This is a genomic window from Clostridioides sp. ZZV15-6383, assembly GCF_020657735.1.
Lineage (GTDB): Bacteria > Bacillota > Clostridia > Peptostreptococcales > Peptostreptococcaceae > Clostridioides > Clostridioides difficile_D.
On record NZ_JAGWCV010000001.1, the window covers coordinates 38,098 to 56,665 of the forward strand.

Annotated in this window: 19 protein-coding genes; 5 read left to right on the forward strand and 14 right to left on the reverse strand. The window is 27.9% G+C overall.

Features of this window, described 5'->3' with window-relative positions; translation table 11 throughout:
• Window positions 1-124: 124 nt before the first annotated feature.
• The 3 genes from KGF42_RS00175 to KGF42_RS00185 form a co-directional block, all read right to left on the reverse strand.
• Entirely contained in the window at window positions 125-2,053 is a 1,929-nt protein-coding gene (locus KGF42_RS00175) for an EAL domain-containing protein (RefSeq protein ID WP_227825490.1), read from the reverse strand.
• Between the two features lie 145 nt (window positions 2,054-2,198).
• Window positions 2,199-2,687 (reverse strand): flavodoxin family protein, encoded by a 489-nt coding sequence (locus KGF42_RS00180; protein WP_054272760.1) that lies wholly within the window; start codon window positions 2,685-2,687, stop codon window positions 2,199-2,201.
• A gap of 133 nt (window positions 2,688-2,820) precedes the next feature.
• Complete coding sequence (locus KGF42_RS00185; RefSeq protein ID WP_227825491.1) at window positions 2,821-3,831, reverse strand: DUF4116 domain-containing protein; 1,011 nt, start codon at window positions 3,829-3,831, stop codon at window positions 2,821-2,823.
• Between the two features lie 487 nt (window positions 3,832-4,318).
• On the opposite strand from KGF42_RS00185, the gene KGF42_RS00190 reads away from it, so the two are divergent.
• Window positions 4,319-4,663: a hypothetical protein gene (locus tag KGF42_RS00190; protein ID WP_003418478.1), complete on the forward strand. Its 345-nt coding sequence runs from the start codon at window positions 4,319-4,321 to the stop codon at window positions 4,661-4,663.
• A 333-nt stretch (window positions 4,664-4,996) separates the two neighbouring features.
• Here the strand turns inward: KGF42_RS00190 and KGF42_RS00195 are convergent, their stop codons facing one another.
• The 3 genes from KGF42_RS00195 to nadE all read right to left on the reverse strand — a co-directional run bounded on the left by KGF42_RS00195 (window position 4,997) and on the right by nadE (window position 7,971).
• Window positions 4,997-5,749 carry an enoyl-CoA hydratase-related protein gene (locus KGF42_RS00195; protein ID WP_227825492.1) on the reverse strand — a complete coding sequence of 251 codons (753 nt, stop codon included), beginning with the start codon at window positions 5,747-5,749 and terminating at the stop codon, window positions 4,997-4,999.
• 664 nt (window positions 5,750-6,413) lie between these two features.
• Window positions 6,414-7,133, reverse strand: coding sequence for a YebC/PmpR family DNA-binding transcriptional regulator (locus KGF42_RS00200; protein ID WP_227825493.1), 720 nt, complete (start codon window positions 7,131-7,133; stop codon window positions 6,414-6,416).
• A gap of 82 nt (window positions 7,134-7,215) precedes the next feature.
• A complete protein-coding gene (gene nadE, locus KGF42_RS00205; RefSeq protein WP_054272730.1) occupies window positions 7,216-7,971 on the reverse strand; it encodes an NAD(+) synthase in 756 nt (251 codons plus the stop codon).
• Window positions 7,972-8,149: 178 nt separating this feature from the next.
• Between nadE and KGF42_RS00210 the strand changes: the two genes are divergently transcribed.
• Together KGF42_RS00210 and KGF42_RS00215 are read left to right on the forward strand one after the other, a co-directional pair.
• Window positions 8,150-8,536, forward strand: a complete 387-nt coding sequence (locus KGF42_RS00210; RefSeq protein WP_227821561.1) for a sulfite exporter TauE/SafE family protein — start codon at window positions 8,150-8,152, stop codon at window positions 8,534-8,536.
• Window positions 8,536-8,913 carry a sulfite exporter TauE/SafE family protein gene (locus KGF42_RS00215; protein ID WP_227825494.1) on the forward strand — a complete coding sequence of 126 codons (378 nt, stop codon included), beginning with the start codon at window positions 8,536-8,538 and terminating at the stop codon, window positions 8,911-8,913. Before KGF42_RS00210 ends, KGF42_RS00215 begins: the two co-directional genes overlap by 1 nt.
• Before the next feature lie 85 nt (window positions 8,914-8,998).
• On the opposite strand, the gene KGF42_RS00220 is transcribed toward KGF42_RS00215, so the two are convergent.
• From KGF42_RS00220 to hflX, 4 genes are all read right to left on the reverse strand, one after another.
• Window positions 8,999-9,643, reverse strand: a complete 645-nt coding sequence (locus tag KGF42_RS00220) for a YigZ family protein (protein ID WP_107595144.1) — start codon at window positions 9,641-9,643, stop codon at window positions 8,999-9,001.
• Window positions 9,644-9,951: 308 nt separating this feature from the next.
• Window positions 9,952-10,395 carry an NUDIX domain-containing protein gene (locus tag KGF42_RS00225; RefSeq protein ID WP_003437525.1) on the reverse strand — a complete coding sequence of 148 codons (444 nt, stop codon included), beginning with the start codon at window positions 10,393-10,395 and terminating at the stop codon, window positions 9,952-9,954.
• An 85-nt stretch (window positions 10,396-10,480) separates the two neighbouring features.
• A complete protein-coding gene (locus tag KGF42_RS00230) occupies window positions 10,481-11,158 on the reverse strand; it encodes a HEAT repeat domain-containing protein (RefSeq protein WP_227821564.1) in 678 nt (225 codons plus the stop codon).
• 7 nt (window positions 11,159-11,165) lie between these two features.
• Complete coding sequence (gene hflX, locus KGF42_RS00235) at window positions 11,166-12,449, reverse strand: GTPase HflX (protein WP_227821565.1); 1,284 nt, start codon at window positions 12,447-12,449, stop codon at window positions 11,166-11,168.
• A gap of 216 nt (window positions 12,450-12,665) precedes the next feature.
• On the opposite strand from hflX, the gene KGF42_RS00240 reads away from it, so the two are divergent.
• Complete coding sequence (locus KGF42_RS00240) at window positions 12,666-12,926, forward strand: cysteine-rich small domain-containing protein (RefSeq protein ID WP_227821566.1); 261 nt, start codon at window positions 12,666-12,668, stop codon at window positions 12,924-12,926.
• A 91-nt stretch (window positions 12,927-13,017) separates the two neighbouring features.
• Here the strand turns inward: KGF42_RS00240 and KGF42_RS00245 are convergent, their stop codons facing one another.
• The 3 genes from KGF42_RS00245 to KGF42_RS00255 form a co-directional block, all read right to left on the reverse strand.
• Window positions 13,018-13,659 (reverse strand): TIGR01906 family membrane protein, encoded by a 642-nt coding sequence (locus KGF42_RS00245; RefSeq protein ID WP_227825495.1) that lies wholly within the window; start codon window positions 13,657-13,659, stop codon window positions 13,018-13,020.
• Between the two features lie 28 nt (window positions 13,660-13,687).
• A complete protein-coding gene (locus tag KGF42_RS00250; RefSeq protein ID WP_227821568.1) occupies window positions 13,688-15,238 on the reverse strand; it encodes an ABC-F family ATP-binding cassette domain-containing protein in 1,551 nt (516 codons plus the stop codon).
• 201 nt (window positions 15,239-15,439) lie between these two features.
• Window positions 15,440-16,318, reverse strand: a complete 879-nt coding sequence (locus KGF42_RS00255; RefSeq protein WP_227821569.1) for an N-acetylmuramoyl-L-alanine amidase — start codon at window positions 16,316-16,318, stop codon at window positions 15,440-15,442.
• A 227-nt stretch (window positions 16,319-16,545) separates the two neighbouring features.
• Between KGF42_RS00255 and KGF42_RS00260 the strand changes: the two genes are divergently transcribed.
• A complete protein-coding gene (locus KGF42_RS00260; RefSeq protein WP_227821570.1) occupies window positions 16,546-17,553 on the forward strand; it encodes a SpoIVB peptidase S55 domain-containing protein in 1,008 nt (335 codons plus the stop codon).
• Window positions 17,554-17,765: 212 nt separating this feature from the next.
• On the opposite strand, the gene yunB is transcribed toward KGF42_RS00260, so the two are convergent.
• On the reverse strand, window positions 17,766-18,464 hold the full coding sequence (gene yunB / locus KGF42_RS00265) for a sporulation protein YunB (RefSeq protein WP_003418439.1): 699 nt from the start codon (window positions 18,462-18,464) through the stop codon (window positions 17,766-17,768).
• Window positions 18,465-18,568: the final 104 nt, after the last annotated feature.

The following is an 18,568-nucleotide window of genomic DNA, read 5'->3' on the forward strand; positions in this document are numbered from 1 at the left end:
AAGTTATAAAAATATATAATAAATCTTTACTTCAGGAATTAATATTAATAATTATTGTGTTAATTTTATAATATATAGCTGGCAGTGTCAATAAACAAAATTGTAATTAAAAAAATAAATGGTATTAACTTGTAAAAGTATTTTCTTTCAACAAATTTTTAAAAGCTTCTTCTGAAACTGGTTTAGAAAAATAATATCCTTGAAGATATTCACAGTTCATAGCTATTAAATCTTCAGCACACTTAATGGTTTCAACTCCCTCTGCTACAGCCTTCATATTCAATTTATTTATAAGCGCTATAATCGTTTCAACTGTAAGTCTATGTCTACTGTCTTCATCTATAGACCAAATCAAACTCTTATCTAACTTAACTGATGAGAATGGTAAAGAAAGCATATTAGTAACTCCAGAATAAGCAATTCCAAAATCATCAAGTGCAAACTTAACACCTAAATCAATTAATCTTTCCATTGTTTCTTTAATTATATCAAAAGAGCCCAAGGCTACAGTCTCTGTAATTTCAAGTTTAAATTTAGTCGGTGATACTTTGTATTTATCCATCAGATAAAGTAAATCATCTGCTAAGTTTTTTTGCATACATTGTACTACAGAAAGATTCACAGCTATATTATCTAATTTTAAACCTTCAAAATCATCACTATCTATAAATTTACATACCTTCTCAAAGACTACTAGTCCAATTGCGTTAATCAACCCAGTTTGTTCTGCAACTATAATAAATTCATCAGGAGGTATAAAACCTAAGTCTTTATGTTTCAACCTAAGTAGTGCCTCAGCTGAAGTAAACCTACCTATGCTATTAGAAAATATAGGTTGATAATACACTTCAAATCCATCATGTTCTAATGCTTCTTTTAAACAATTTTTAATCACGTGTTTCTTTTTTATCTTTTCACTTATAGATGCATCTGCATAAATAACACGCCTTGACTCAGAACGTTTTGCTTCATGTATAGAGAAATCTATAGAAACAATAATATCTTCTGTTGTTTCAGCATTTTCTGGATAATAAACAACAGCTATGCTAGTTGCCAAATTAAAACTTATCTCTTCCACCAACCAAGGTTTTTTGAATCTTTCTTCTATCTTTTTAATAATATCCTCTGGTTCTATACATAATTGACTATTGACAACAATAGAAAATATATCTCCTCCTATTCTATATACATGATTTACATCATGAATATTAATCAAATATTTTCCAACTTCTTTTAATGCAATATCTCCATTTTTAGTTCCAAAAGTTTCATTCATAAACTTAAAGTCATCAAGTGCAATTGTAACAATAAATCCTGACTGTTCAGTATTGATATTCAAATCCAACTCTTGAATAAAAGACTGTCTATTGAGTACACCAGTAAGGTCATCAATAATAAGACCTCGATTCTGCATAGAAAGATATGTCAAAAGTAAACTACATGCACATGCAGCTCCTGTAAGAAGATACTGTAAAAAAATTGCCTGTAAGATAATTGCCACAATTGAAACTATAAGAAAACCTCTAATAGCCCATATTTTTGATTCGTGCATTGCTTTTCTATATTTAAAAGATAAAAATGCTGAATATATTGCATAAAAGAAAAAAGATGAAAAAGTTGCAACATATCCATAACCTCGTATATAACCTGTTTCTTTTGACAATCCAAATAGAATATGTGTAAAAGGATTTGTAATAGATAAGATTATACAAACTATGAGTGGTATAGATAAAAATAATAATTTTTTTTTCATATATCTTATATCTTGATAAATAATAGCCATAACATAAAATGATATAAATGCTGCTGGTATTGGCAATAACAATAAGTATGCTTGATTCAACAAAAAAGTAATAAAAGTTGGAATTTTATCTATATTATTAAGACAAAATGAACCTAAAATATTTGAAATTATAAATAAAAATGAGAATATTAAAAGTGCACAATATATTTTGTTTTGTAAAGTAGGTATAAATTTACTTCTAAAAAAGTATACCATTAAAAAAATAACTATAATTGCAGAAAAAATCTCATATTCTATATGCCATACCATAAATTTCCCTCACTATTGCCATTTAATTTATAATTATATTATTCTTCTTGAGTAATTTTATGGAAAAGTTTTTACCTTATAACTTTTACTTCAAATCTCCATTAAAACCCTAAATTTATTCTAATCATTGTTGTGCATATAGAAATTAAGCAAATAGTTCTTTTGCCTTAGTAGCAATTCTTTCACCAAATATTATAGCCTTCTCGTCTTGTACTTCTGGACCTTCAACTGAATGTACATGTCCCAAATGTATAAATGGCTTTCCTAAAGACCCACCTCCAGAGTACACAAGCATTCCTTTAACCATCAAGTGACCTACTATAGTAAGTATTGCAACATCTGGACCTCCACATATATAATCACATGTAGCAAAAACAGCCCCTAATTTTCCAGCTAAGTTTATTTTTTTTGAATCTTCATCAAACCATTTTTTTACTTCCCAAGTTGTATTTGCTAAATAAGTTGGTGTTCCAAATATTACTGCTTTACTTTCACTTAAATACTCTGAATCAATATTATCAAATCTCATAAGTTTAACATCTATTCCATCCACTCTTTTAGCTCCATCTTCTATAAGCTTAGCTACTCTTTCTGTATTTCCACTTCTTGTTTGATATAATATTGTAATCTTCAACTTTAACTCCCCCTTATTTAATAAAAATAATTCATTATATGTCAAATTATAGCACTAATTTTGCTATACTACAAAGGCTAGTCGATTATTTTTTTATTAATATTTATCTTAAAAAATACCTAAATTTATTACTTTAAAAAATACCTAAACTTACTTTCAACTTGCTTATTTCAATTTCAACTATATCTGATATATCTTCAAAAGACATTCCTCTATCATAAAGTTTTCCTGCAATCTTTATTTTTGCATTTTCTTCTCCCTTTTTAATTAATGCTCTGTTTTCTTTTTCTATTACATTTCTAACATATCGTTTTGCAAATGGCTCGTTATTATCACATAAAGTCTTGTATTTTTCCTTATCTCCTTTTACAAAGCTAAGTGCCCTTTTATCTTGTTTTATAGCTTCTGTACAAATTTCTTCTGTTTGTTCTTTTACAAATTTTAGTGCCATTCCATATTGTCTTACTGCTTTTAAGCATATACCAACAGTTTGTTCCTTCACAAATTCTAGTGCCATTCCATTTTGTCTTACTGCCCTTAAACAGATTGTTTCCGTTTGATTTTTTACAAATTTCAAATCAAGCCCATTCTGTCTCACTGCTTCCATACATATTTCCTCTGTTTGATTTTCTACCCATTTTAGATTATAGCTACAATGTTTAACTGCTTCCATGCATATTTTTTCTGTTTGATTTTTCACCCTTGCCAGTCCAAATTCGCTATTTCTAACTGCTTCTATACATATTTCTTCTGTTTGTTCTTTTACATATTCCAAAGCAGCTCCATTTTTTTCAACGGCTCTTAAGCATAACTCCTCTGTCTGATTTTCTATGTATTTTAATGCTGTTCCATCTTGGTTGATAGCCAACATATAGATTTCTTCCGTTGGCTCTTCCACAAATTCTAACATTTTCCAATCTTGTTTAACTGCTTCTATACATATTTTTTCTGTTTGATTCTGAACACATTTTATTGCATTACAATTTTGTCTAACAGCTTCTAGACATATCTCTTCTGTTTGATTCTTTATGTATATTAAATTCAATCCATTTTTTCTTACTATTTCTAAATATTCATCTTCAGTCTTATTATCAAAATCCTCATTATCTATTGATTCAAATATATCATTTTTATCCTCTTGCATATCTTAAACTCACCCCTTATAAATTTTATAAAATTCAATAAATTTACTCTCAATTTTATTCTATCAAAGAATATAAAAATTTTTGAGTCTTGTTTTTTTTTACAGAATCATTTGTATGTTAAAAAATAAATTAATTACTCTAATTACAGTATACAATACTCAAAATATGTGGTATATTTTAACTATAATATATTTTTATATATTATTGTCAGAATATTTAAAGTTAAATTTATATGAAACATCTTTATTTATATATCACTTATATTTGGATATATTTTTCTTTTTTAGTTTTCGGGTTAGTAAGGGGTTAGTAATTTAGGTTTTCATAGGATATTATTTTTATAATTGGTTTTATTTTTGTGTAATTTACATGTCTTGTAATCAATAAAACTAATTATCATTTAAATAATTCCTTGATATAAATTTAATAAAACTTAGAATCCTTATCTAAGCTTAAAATACTAAAACTATTGGGAGGATATAAATAATGGACCAAATTAAACGCTTACATGAATTACAACAAAAATCATACTTGACTAAAGAAGAATTTGAAGAATTAAAAAACAACACATATATTGAAAAATTTGAATTAAGAGATGAATGTGATAACTCTTATATTTACACATTTTACACTAATGACAAATGCAATGATATAAAATTTATAAAATCACAATTTATTGTTACACTTATAAAAATCGGTTTCTTATGCGAGTGTGGCGGTGTATTTAGACAAAAGAAAATAGTTGATGAATATGATTATGGATATAATGCTATATATAAATGTGATTCTTGTGGAAAAGAACTTGATAAAGAAGTAGAAAATTATGATTAAATAACAAAAGAGCTATTCAGAGTGTTTTTTATGAATGCTAGATAAAAATTCACTCTAAATTTAAACTGAACTATCTCCCTCTTAGAGGGCAGTTAAAATATGTAAAACTGTCCTCTAAGAGGGTTTTGTTATATCCAAAATTAAGTATAATAATTTTAAACATCAAAAGAGACTGAAATATAGATAGTAATTATAAATGTAATAAAAAAAGTACTAATGATTGACACTAGTACTTCATAACTACTTTTACACGTTTTAACTGTATAAAACAGTTTGTACGATTCACATTGGATAATGGTAATTTTTTGTGCATTAATCTTAATTCAAGTCATCTTAATTGTTTAATTCAATTTCATACTTTTTTATTTTCTTATATAAAAGACTTTTGTGTATTCCCATAACCTCTGCTGCCTTAGAACATTTCCAATTGTACTTCCTTAGCACATCAATAATTAAACTCTTCTCATAATTCTCAACCATTTCATGAATTGAGCAGTTACTATCCACATTACATTGAGCTACTCTGCTGATATTATCCATCTTAGATGGAAGGTCACACATCATAATGACCATATCATCACTTACAGCATAGGCGCTTTTTATTACATTTTGTAGTTCTCTTATATTTCCTGTGCCTGTTTCACCTGTTAAAAGTACTGGGAAGTTTATTTTAGAAGCTTTCACACCTGTTTTCTTAAGTTCTATGAAATCTCTATTTTCACCTATGAGCTTGTCAAAACCACCACCTAATGCATATCCATTAACTGCTGCTATTACTGTTTTCTCAAGAGCTTCAATTTTATCAAAAATTCCCTGAGCATAACCTGCATATTTTCTGCCTTCCTCACTTTTATAGTTTTGCATCTGACGTATATCAGCACCAGCTACAAAAACTTTACCTTCTCCAGTAATAATAACTCCTAATATTGCCTCATTTTCTGATACTGCATCAATAACTTGAGATAGTTCTCTAAGGGTGTCATTATTAAGAGCATTTAAAGCCTTAGGTCTATTTATAGTAATAACACAGACTTTATCCTTAACTTCCACCTTAAGATTGTTCAAATTTTCCATTACAGATTCCATCATATTCCCCTATTATACATTGTTATTTTTTCTACATTTCTTGTTAATATATAGTAGCAAGTTCTACGCCAACTCACATTTAATTTCTTTATTTTTATTAAAAAATTATTTTTTTTGGTAAAATAAACAAAATATATATAAATTTCACTGAATTTTTAATAATCTTTAACTTTAAAATCGATTAAATTGTAATTCACTAAAGAATTTTTCTTCAATAAAACCCATAAAACAATATTTTTATCTCAATTTGGAGAAAATGCTTAAAAAATGCAGTCTCATTTTTGATATTTCCATTAAAATAATTTAAGTGACATCTCTATAAATTTACTTTCACCATAATAGATGAGTCTTTATTCAACATATAGGTAGTTTATTTTCTATTAATTTAAATTGTTAATACTTTAGTTCAGTACATATATATCTCTGTTCTATTTGTTGTCATCAACTTAACTGAATTTACATTTATAGACAATCAAGTCTTGCTCAAAATTTACTTTAAATTTCTTAATTTATAAATACAAAAACACCTCTAACTTATGTTTACATATTATTTGCAAACATAGTTCAGAGGTGTATATATTCATTTCAATAATTACTTATTTTATAAAATTTATAATATATTAAAATTGATGTAATAATTACAAGTTTCAATATGTTATAATATCTATTCTATTTCCCAGTTATGATATATATCTTGAACATCATCATCTTCTTCAAGCATATCAACCAATTTGTTCATCATTTTTAAATGAGATTCTTCAGTTAATACAGTCGTAGTTTGAGGTATCATCTTCACATCAGCTGATATAAACTCATATCCTTTAGCTTTCAACTCATCACGAACACTAGAAAAATCTTCTGGTGTAGTTATTATTTCATAACCATCTTCTTCTGTTATAAAATCTTCAGCTCCTGCTTCTAATGCAACATCCATCAATTCTTCTTCTGAAACTCCATCTCCTAAACCAACTAATATTTGTCCTTTTTTGTCAAACATAAAAGACACACATCCACTAGTTCCTAAGTTTCCTCCGTTTTTATCAAAGTAATATCTTACATTACCAGCAGTTCTGTTTTTGTTATCTGTTAAAGTTTCTACTATAACCGCAACTCCACCAGGTCCATATCCTTCATAAACTATAGTTTCATAGTCTTCTCCAGCACCTGCTCCAGCACCTTTAGCGATAGCTCTATCTATATTATCATTTGGCATATTGTCTGCTTTAGCTTTTTCTATAGCTGTTTTTAACGCTGCATTGTACTCTGGGTCTGCTCCACCATCTTTAGCTGCAACTGCTATTGCTCTAGCATGTTTAGTAAATATCTTTGCTCTTTGAGCATCTTGTTTACCTTTTCTATTAATTATATTACCTATACGTCCCATATTTCCACTCCTTAATACGTACAATTAATTATTCTAATTTTCATCACTTGTAAATTTTATCACAAATCTTATAAATAGTAAATTAGAACTTAGGAGGTTGTGCAGGCGTTTTTCTTTTGTGTTCACTTAATCTATGAAGCCTTTCTATTATCTCTTGGTCTCTTTGAGGAACTTCATCTAATCTACCTTCTAACACAGCATCTATCATATTGTAAGTAGTCCCCATTTCATTTTCATCTGTTTGTCCTTCCCAAAGACCTGCTGAAGGAGCTTTATTTATTAAATCTTCATGAACACCAAGTTCTTTTGCCCATTCATACACTTCTCCTTTAGTTAAATTTGCAATTGGTAAAATATCAACTCCACCATCACCAAATTTAGTAAAATATCCTGTGTGTATTTCTGCAGCATTGTCTGTACCAACAACTAGATATCCTAGATTGTTAGCAATTGTATAAATAGTACTCATTCTTACTCTTGCTCTTAAATTTGCATCTGTCATTTTTAAATATTCTTCTCTATATAAATGTTTATCTTTTAAATTTCCTACTACCATGTCTAATATAGCACTTTGTGGTTCTATAAGGTCTAAATCAAGGTATTCTATATCACATCCCTCTATAACCTTAAGTGCATCTTCTCTATCTTGAGGATTACTTTTTATGCTCATTATAACTCCCATAGAGTTTTCTGGAAATGCCTTTTTAATTAAATTAGCAACTACTGCTGAATCAATTCCTCCAGATACACCAACAATTAATCCTTTTGCATTTGCCTCATTAACCTTATTTATAAGCCATTCTACAGTTTTGTCTATTTGTATTTTTATATTTGACATTGTTATCTCCTCTCAAATTTGCTACTTTGTTTTAATATATTATACCATATATTAATATGTTGTTTTAATATGTTTTTTTTTATTCAAAATTAAACAAAGATGAAAGATTATATTTAATCTTATTTTATATAAATATAATTTGCCTGTTTTGGTAAAACTATTTCAGAAGGTGATTTTTATGAAAAAAACTGATGATTTAAAGAAAAAATATTTTGATTTTAACTTAAAAAATACGATAATTGGAGTTTTTACAGGATTTATAAATGGAGTGTTTGGTTCTGGAGGAGGTACTCTTTTAGTTCCAATATTAAATGATATCGTTAAGGTAGAAGAACATAAATCTCATGCAACTGCTCTTTCTATAATAATTTTCTTAACGACAGCAAGTTCTGTTTTATATGTATCTAAAGGTACTTACGACATTAATTTGACAATTAAGGTTGCAGTTGGAAGTATTCTTGGTGGTATTATAGGAGCTAAATTACTAAATAAAGTTACTGGAAAGTTTCTTAGAATTTCTTTTGGAATAATCATGATAATTGCAGCATTAAGGATGGTGTTTTAATGTTATTTACTCTAATTGGATTTTTTGCAGGAATTATTGGAGGAATGGGAATGGGTGGAGGAACGATTCTTATACCTGCACTCGTTTTACTTGCTGGTATAGATACCAAAATAGCACAAAGTGTAAATCTACTTTCATCTATACCTATGACACTTATAGCGCTGGCTATACATATAAAAAATAAAAATGTAGTTTTTAAATTGGTCATACCTATAGCTGTGTTTGGAGTTTTAGGAGCTGTATTTGGTTCACTATTAGCTAATTATCTGTCTTCAGATATATTAAAAAAAATATTTGGGGTATTTTTACTTTTAGTTGGTTTATTTGAAGTAAAAAAAGGATTCTGTGCAAAATCTGATAAAAAGCCATTAAATTGATTTAGATTAAAGCAATTTAATGGCTTTTCATTTAAAAATACTAATTGGTTATTTAAGAGTATTAACTATTCTAATACTTTTTAGATTACAGTAAAATTTCTCCATTTTGTTCAGACAAATAAAATTCTTCTCCCAAAACTATTTTTCCTGTTCCACTTGTTATATCAATCATTTTTTCTGACAATTTTTCTACATCCTCTAACTTTGAATATACTATTATCTCAACATTATCTTCATATACAGTATCTTTTATAAAATACCCCAAATTCATTAACTCATTTTGTACTTTTCCAAGTTGAGTATAGTCTATCTTAACCTTAACTTCTTGATACATTACCTTATAAATTATCTTACCTGCTTCAAGTCCAAGTTTAGCACCTTTTGTATAAGCTCTAACTAAACCACCTGCACCTAATTTTGTTCCTCCAAAATACCTAGTAACAACAACTGCTACATCTCTCAAATCTTCTTTTTTTATAACCTCTAGTGTAGGTATACCTGCCGTTCCTTGTGGCTCTCCATCATCACTATATCTTTGTATATTCATATTTTGTCCTACTGTATAAGCCCATACATTATGAGTTGCATCTTTATGTTTTTTCTTTATTTCATTTATAAATTCTAATGCTTCCTCCTCACTCTTTATAGGCTTAGCATATCCAATAAAAACAGATTTTTCAATCGTTATTTCATCTGTTCCAAATTCATGTAAAGTCCTGTAATTGCTCATTATAATTCCTCCAATTTTAATCATTTGCTAATATACACATCAAATATATATTTATTTATAAAATTATTCTATAAAAAAATATATAGACTTTTAACAGTTCTTTAATCAACATCATAAGACAATTATATACTAAAATTGTATACTTTTTAATTTTTATTTTAAATATAACTTACTGATTTTAAATATAAATTGCTAAAGTTCTAAATTGATAAATCATAATTTAAACAGACTACATAATTTACGTTTAAAACTGCTTTAATTAAAAAAGGAAGGGGCTATCCCTTCCTCAGAATTCTCTAAATTCACAATTAATTTGCTGGAACATCATCGCCCTCTGAAACTAATTTCTTTAATTCCTTAAACTTTTTATAAGATACTTCTACTAAAGCTTGCTCTTTATGATGTGACAACATTTCTAAAGCATCCTTTACTTTGTAAAATCCACCTTCTTGGAATTCAGGAGCAAGTACACAGTCAGTGTTACAAGCTTCCATAACATACCACATTATTGCATTACAAACTTCTTGTTGTCTACTTCTTGAGAAAAATTCATACATAGTATCGCCAGCCACATCTATCATTTTAGCATCTATGCCAGTTTCTACTTTAACTCTTTGAACAGCACTCTCATATGGAAGTCCTCCTCCAAGTATCTTTCCTTTTGGAAGTGTCCATTCACCTCTATCATTTTTTACAATAAGTACTTTATTAGCATAAAACACTACTCCACCTGCACAACGTCTTACTATCATTTGAAACCCCTCCCATTAATTTATTTATTACCTTGTTAAACTCTAGAAATACATCATTAAGTAAACAAATTACTTTAATAAAAAATTACTTTTTCAAATTTTTTGCATTTTCCAATGCTTTAATGGCTTCGTCATAAGCTCTAAGCACATACTCTTTTTCAAAATTCTTATTCTTGTCTTTTAACTGCTGTAAAATCTTTAGGCTATTTTCATCTCCCAATTTTGAAAGAGCTTTTGCACAATACTGTCTAGTTTGTGCATTTTTATCGTAGAGACCTTTTTGCAAGATTTCTCTACTACTTGGTGATTCAATCTTTCTGATTGCTGAATAAGTTATTCTTCTAATATCTGAGTGTCTGTGGTTTGTGAGCTGATGAAGCAACTTTAAGAATCTATCATCTTTTAGCTCACCTGTCGCCCAAATTAAAACAATTAAATCTTCAGCATTTTTTTCCACAAGGATTCTTTTGAAAACCTTTCTCTTAAAGTATACCATTTTTTCGTCATCTAAGCTATCCATAAAATCAAGTCTCTTAATTTTATCTAATTCTAAAAATTTATCTAAAATATCCTTAGATGCCTCAAAATCAGCTTTTTGCATTTCCTTTATTTTTAATTTTGCTTGTATAAGTTGTTCACTTGCTTCAGTACTTGAGATATTTCTAATTTTACTAATTTGAGATACCGTTTTAGATTCTTTATAAAGAAGATAGGTTATAAAATAATCTTCAAGATTATCTATGTTTTCCCAATTTATATCCATATTCAACCTATTTTTCTAGTATGTACTCTCTATAGATATTAAAATCTTCTTCATCTAAGTTTACATCTAGTGTTATACCATTTTCCCCATACTCAAAATTCTCCACATTATATTTATCTTTTATTCTACTAAATATATCACCTCTCTCATAAGGTAACATCAAGCTTACTGAATAAGTATTTTCCATTAAAGCAATTTCTATCATATTTAATAGCTTATCCATATTTATGCCTTGTTTTGCAGAAATATACACAATATCTTCTTGACTTTTAGGATATATATCCAGTTCTAGCTTATCCACTTTATTATATACAAGTATATGTTTTTTATCGTTTACACCAAGTTCTTTTAATACACCTTCAGTCGTACTTTTTTGCAATTCATAGCTAGTATTTGTGGCATCAATTACATGCAAGATTAAATCTGCATACTGTACTTCTTCCAATGTCGCTTTAAATGCTTCTACTAAATCGTGGGGAAGTTTACTTACAAATCCAACAGTATCTACTACTAAAAATTCTTTTTTATTTGGCAAAAGAGCTTTTCTTAAAGTTACATCTAAAGTTGCAAAAAGCATATCTTTTACAAAAACTTCTTTTTCTTGTTCATAATCCTTGTGTGTCTTTATTAATTCGTTTAGTAGGGTAGATTTTCCTGCATTTGTATACCCAACAAGAGCTACAATTGGTATATTTGATTTTAAACGCTTAACCCTCTGTGTTTCTCTATTCTTTTTTACTTCTTTAAGTTCACGTCTTATGTCTGCTGCTTTATTAAGTATATGTCTTTTGTCTATCTCTAGTTTTTGTTCACCAGGACCCCTAGTACCAATCCCTGCACCGGTTCTACTCATCTCACCACCCATTCCATAAAGTCGTGGTAATCTGTATTTTAATTGTGCTAATTCAACTTGCAATTTACCTTCTTTACTAAGTGCCCTTTGAGCAAATATATCTAAAATCAAAGTAGTTCTATCTATTACTTTCCTTCCAACAACATTCTCTATATTTCTAATTTGAGCACCAGATAATTCATCATTAAAAATTACTAAAGTGGCATCTAATGAGTCACTATATGCTCTTATTTCTTCTACCTTACCTTTTCCTATATAATAAGCTGCATCTACAGAATGTTTATTTTGAATTAAGCTACCCACAACCTCTGCACCAGCAGCTTTTGTTAATTCTTTTAATTCTTCCATGGATTCATTAGTGTCTATATCATCACTTTTTTTCACTATTGTAGTCAAATTCAGACCTACAAGAAGTGCTTTTTCTTGAATTTCTTTCACTTAATCACCTCATTTTTTGTTATAAAGCATATTCTAATTACAAAATACACTTACATTCTTTTTACATTATTTTTCCGTTGACTAATTATACCATTAATACTATGATTAATAATACTATATTATCGACTATTCATAAAATTATTTAGTATAATTATATTATCACCAAAATCTTATATAGTATAAAAGATTTAAATTTTATTTAATTAGGAGGAAAATATGGGCGAAAATTATAAGTTTTTTAATCACAAAAATTGTGAATTTTTCCCTTGTCATAAAACTAATAAACCAGAGGAATTTAACTGTTTATTTTGCTATTGTCCATTGTATGCTTTAGGAGAAAACTGTGGTGGAAACTTCAAGTATACAGATAAAGGTATCAAGGATTGCAGTAGTTGCATGCTACCTCATAAAAAAGATAATTATAATTATATTATGGGAAAATTTCAAGATTTAGTTAAAATTACTAGTAAAAAATAATTTTTCATTAGAAATAGCTATGCATAAATATTTATTAACTACTTTTAGTCTAAATATTATTACATAGCTATTTTTATTGTATACATTTAATCTATCTTGTTTTTATTTTAGACGATTTGCGTAACTTATACATTATAAGAAGCAATATGCTTACTAATAAAATCAACATTAAAATCATCACACCAGCATGAAAAAAGAATTCTTCTGGCAACATATTTATAACTGGGTCTAAATCAGGATTAAATATCCAATAATCGTTTCTAAATAATAGTTTATGAAAAATAATAAATGACTTTTCAAAATTCAATAAAATTGGAACTGCTAATACTAATGGCATAATTATAAGTGTTATTGATGTAGTTTTCAATATTTTTCTATTTTTATTTTTTACACTCAATATAATTCCTACTAAAGAAACTACCATTAATAATTTAGCTAATTTATTGATATTTTGAAATATATTTCTCACTTCTTCAAAATGTATCTTTCCTTCTGGAGAAGATTTTAATGTTGGTAACTCGAACTCAGACACATTTTTATTTAAATTATAATCAATTAGATAATCGTAGTTCAATTTTATATCATCTTTAGATAAACCAGATAACTCTGATATATTTAAATAATCAATGTCAAAATAATAAAGTTGTTTAAATCCAACAGTAAAATTAATAGCACCTACTATTATAACAATGCTAATACAAACTGAAAAAAGTATATTTAGAAACTTTTTCATGAAATCCCCCCAGTAATAAATTAAATCACTACACTATTTTAGTTGTAAAATCTTCTATATTCCATACATCATCAACAATGTCTGAATAGAATTCTGGTTCATGACATACCAAAAGAACTGTTCCCTTAAATTCTTTTATGGCTTTCTTCAATTCGTCTTTTGCTTCAACATCTAAGTGATTTGTAGGCTCATCTAGTACTAAGAAATTTATATTTTTTAGCATTACTTTACAAAGTCTAACCTTTGCAGCTTCTCCACCACTTAGCACTCTCATTTGACTAGTTATGTGTTCATTTGTAAGTCCACATTTTGCAAGAGCTTGTCTAACCTCAAAGTTTGAAAGCCCTGGAAATTCACTCCAAATCTCGTCCATAGGTGTATTGCTATTTTCTCTTGAACTCTCTTGTTCAAAATATCCAACTTCCAAATAGTCACCTAATTTAACACTTCCTTCAAATGGTTTTATTATTCCAAGTAAAGTTTTTAATAGAGTAGATTTTCCAATACCATTCATTCCTTTTAATGCAATCTTCTTTCCTCTTTCTAAGTGGAAATTGAGTGGCTTTGTAAGTGCCTCATCATAGCCTAAAATTAAATCTTCTGTTTCAAAAATTATTTTACTTGCTGCTCTAGCATCTTTAAAAGCAAAAGTAGGCTTTATTTTTTCTTTTGGTCTTTCTAATATTTCCATCTTATCAAGTTGCTTTTGTCTACTGTTAGCCATTCCTCTAGTTGCTACTCTAGCTTTATTTCTAGCTACAAAATCCTCTAGTCTCTTTCTTTCTTCAACTTGCTTATCATAGGCTTGTTCTTCTTGACGTTTCTTTATATCATTAAGTCTTACAAATTCATCATAGTTTCCTTTATATCTATTTAGTTCTCCATTTTCCATATGATATATTACATTACAAGTATTGTTTATAAATTCAATATCATGAGAAACTAAGACAAAACTATTCTCATACTCTTGAAGATACTTAGTAAGCCACGTTATATGTTCTTCATCTAAATAGTTTGTAGGCTCGTCTAATATAAGAATAGTTGGATTTTCAAGTAGAAGTTTAGTAAGAAGTACTTTCGTTCTCTGTCCTCCACTTAAGTCAGTTACATCTTTATCAAGACCAATTTCTCCAAGACCAAGACCATTTGCAACTTCTTGTATCTTTGCATCTATCATATAAAAACCGCTATTTTCAAGTATAGTTTGTATTTCTGCTGTTTCTTCAAGAAGCTTACTCATCTCATCATCATTAGCTTCTCCCATTTTGTCGTACATAGCAATCATTTCTTGCTCTAGGTCAAACATATGCTTAAAAGCTTCTCTAAGCACTTCTCTTATACTTTTACCTTTACTTAGTACTGTATGTTGGTCTAAGTAACCTACTGTAGCTCTTGAAGACCACTTTATATTTCCAGCATCTGGCATAAGCTTTTTTGTTATTATATTTAAAAAACTCGATTTTCCTTCTCCATTAGCGCCAACTAGTGCAATATGTTCACCTTTTCTAAGTCTAAAAGATACATTTTCTAATATTGTTCTTGCACCAAATCCGTGACTTACGTTTTCTACTACTAGCATTTTAACACCTCTCAAAAAAATTTTACACATTCTATACTATAATATATTCTTTTTAAACTTAAATCAAGTATTACCAATATTTTTAGTTATATTTACGACAATTTAATCTAAAATAATCTTTATCTTTATCTTATGTACAATAAAAAATAGAGATAAAAATTAGGAAAATAATACCAACCTAACTTTTTCTCTATTTATACTCTATTTAAAATACTCATCTAATCCATCTGCTACACATTGCATCATTTTTCTTTGATACTCTGGATTTGACATCATTTGGTCTTCATTGTAGTTACTCATAAATCCCATTTCTACTAACACAGCTGGTACTTTTGACCAGTTAAATCCAGTCAAGTCGCCTCTTTGAACGATTCCATTAATTTGTATTCCAGCTTGTTCCATATTTTGTTTAATAAATTCAGCACATTTATTACTCTCTTCATATATAGGAGCTGTATATTTTCCATCTTTTTCAGGAATTAATATGGATGCACCAGTCTTTGAAGAATTATTTAAACTATCTGCATGTATTCTTACAACCATATCTGCGTTTTTATCATTAGCAAGTATCGCTCTTTCTGAGTTACTTATATTTACATCATGTGTCTCTCTAGTCATTATTACATTATAACCTTTAGCTTCTAATATACTTTTTAAAACAAGAGATGCTTCCAAGTTTAAAACGTATTCTGGTTTTTTTGTAGCAATACCCTCTGTTCCTGAAGATACTCTCGCTTTTTTAGAGGAAGAACCTGGAGCTACTGGTTCTAAATTGCTATCTCCCTTTCCTTGATGCCCTGGGTCTATACAAATTAAAAGTTTTTTATTTTTTTGAGTTTCATTTTTATTATCTGATGATTTTTCTTCTGATGACTTATCTTTATTGCTTTTCGAATTAGATTTGTTTTCATCTTTATCTTTAGTATTTTTGTTTGAATCTTTATCTGATTTTTCATTTGTAATATTTCCTGAACTAATCAAATTTGTAGTCTTGTAAAAATTACTAACTGGATTTGATGTTCCTATAATTATGATTCCCATGGCAATTATACAAGTAACTAACAATCTATATTTTTTCATTTTTTGCTCCTTTCTAATGATAGACAGCCATTATTTATTTTTATTTATATGAATATGTATCTATTTTATCATATACACTCTTTATTTTATTTATTTTTATGAAAACTAAGGTGTTATTGAGTCAGTTTTCCAAGCATTAAAAACTAATTCTTGCACAACATAATATAGAAGCAGCAAGAAAACTTCAATTCTATTATTAAAATAATTTAATAAGAAAGAGGTGTTTTATGCAACTTAAAAATTTTCATTTTAAAGATAAAGCTTTAAATAAAAGAATTAACTTAGCTAAGTCTAAATTTACAATTGTTCTAACCTTTTTATTTTTATTATATTTTTTCTCAAATAATTTAATTTATGCACAAAATTTACAAAAAAATGAACCTGAATATTTAATACCAATCGGAAATGTACTTCAAATTGATGCAGAACTAAAAAACATTATTGTTAGAAATCCTGGAGAAGCATCTCCGTTTAGATTAGGTGATGCTATAGTCAAAGTAAATAATGCTGAAGTTGATGGATATAGTGACTTCGCCAATACTTTAAATGCTTTACCAGAAGAAAAACCAGTATCTATTTTATTAAATAGAGGTGGTCAACTTATAACAATGAAAACTACTAAACACATATTAGAAAAAATTAGCTTTAACAACTTACTTTCTGGATTTGCTACTTTAACATATATTAATCCAGAGACATCAGAGTTTGGTGCAGTAGGTCATCCAATAAGTGTTGGTAATGCTAGAAAGATACCGATTAAAACAGGTTCAATTTCTACAACTAAACATCTTAATATAGAAAAGTCTTATAAAGGTAGTGTGGGATGTATAAATGCAAAACGAGAAAATATTATTGGTAGTTTTACAGAAAATACTGATTTTGGAATAAGAGGTCAAATTAATAACTTTGATATTTCTAATTTAAAAAAATATAAAGTAGCATCTTTAGATGAAGTTAAATTAGGAAAAGCTCAAATAATTCTACAAGACAACTTTAATGAATGTAAAAAGTATAATATTGAAATTATAGATATAGAAAATCAAAAACATCCAGAAAGTAAAAGTTTTAAAATTAAAATTACAGATAAAAAACTTTTAACTCAGACTGGTGGTATTGTACAAGGTATGAGTGGTACTCCAATAGTTCAGGATAATAAAATAATCGGAGCAGTATCTCATGCTATTGAAAATGACCCAGCTGTAGGTTATGGTGTATTTATTAAATGGATGTTGTAAATAATATAAACAAATCACTTTTAGGATGTTAATAAATGATTAATAATATATTTGGTCTAAAGGTACTCTTATTTAGCCTACAGACCAAATATATTAGATATTTTACATAGTATAAAATATAATTTTTTATTCAAATTTATATTAATATTATTTCCAAAATTTTTATTTATAAACTGCTATTTTGAATTTATTTAAAAATATACAACTTTATATTACTTATTAGTATTCTTTCCAGTGTTAGGTAAAACATTTCCTAGATTTTTTTCTGGTATATTTACATAACTTTCTGGAACATCACCTACTATTATAGTTTCACAAATAGGTATTTGAGCTTTAATCTGTTTTGTTGAAGTTATAAGTGGTATTACTACCTTAACTTGTGTTTGAGCTTCTAGATATATTCTATGTCTTGTTTGATTTATACCTGACGACTCAAATTCCGTTTTAAAGTTTACTGATACTGTTCCTATAGGTTCAATAGATACTTCAAGTTTAGGACCGTATTTAGCTAATATAGGACTTCCTAACGCTGTTCCTATAGGTATGTAAGAACTTGCTGTCTTATCCTTTTTTAATTCATCTTGTATTTCTAAAGCTATTGCAGATGCAATCTCATTCATCATTATAGTATTTGCTTGTATCATAGTTATTTTACCATTATTATCAAGCTGTATATCCATTAAATCTTCATAATTTATTTTTCCTTCTACCATCTCAGCAACAGCTTTATTTATGGACCTATTTGCTAGCTCAAGAGCTTTAGTTTCTGCTAAAACTGTTATTGTTGGTCTTAAAGTTTTATCTATATATATAAAACTGCCTATAAATACAGACAAGAAAAGAATTACCAAAAAAATAGCTATAATTTTTCTAAATTCATTTTTCGTTTTTCTATCTACTATTCTATTCAAAATTATCCCCTCCTATTTATTTATATGTAGCTTTGGCATAATTTTTATAGTATTTGTCAAAAATAAATAAAATAAAAATATAGACTTTTTAATACATTATGTTT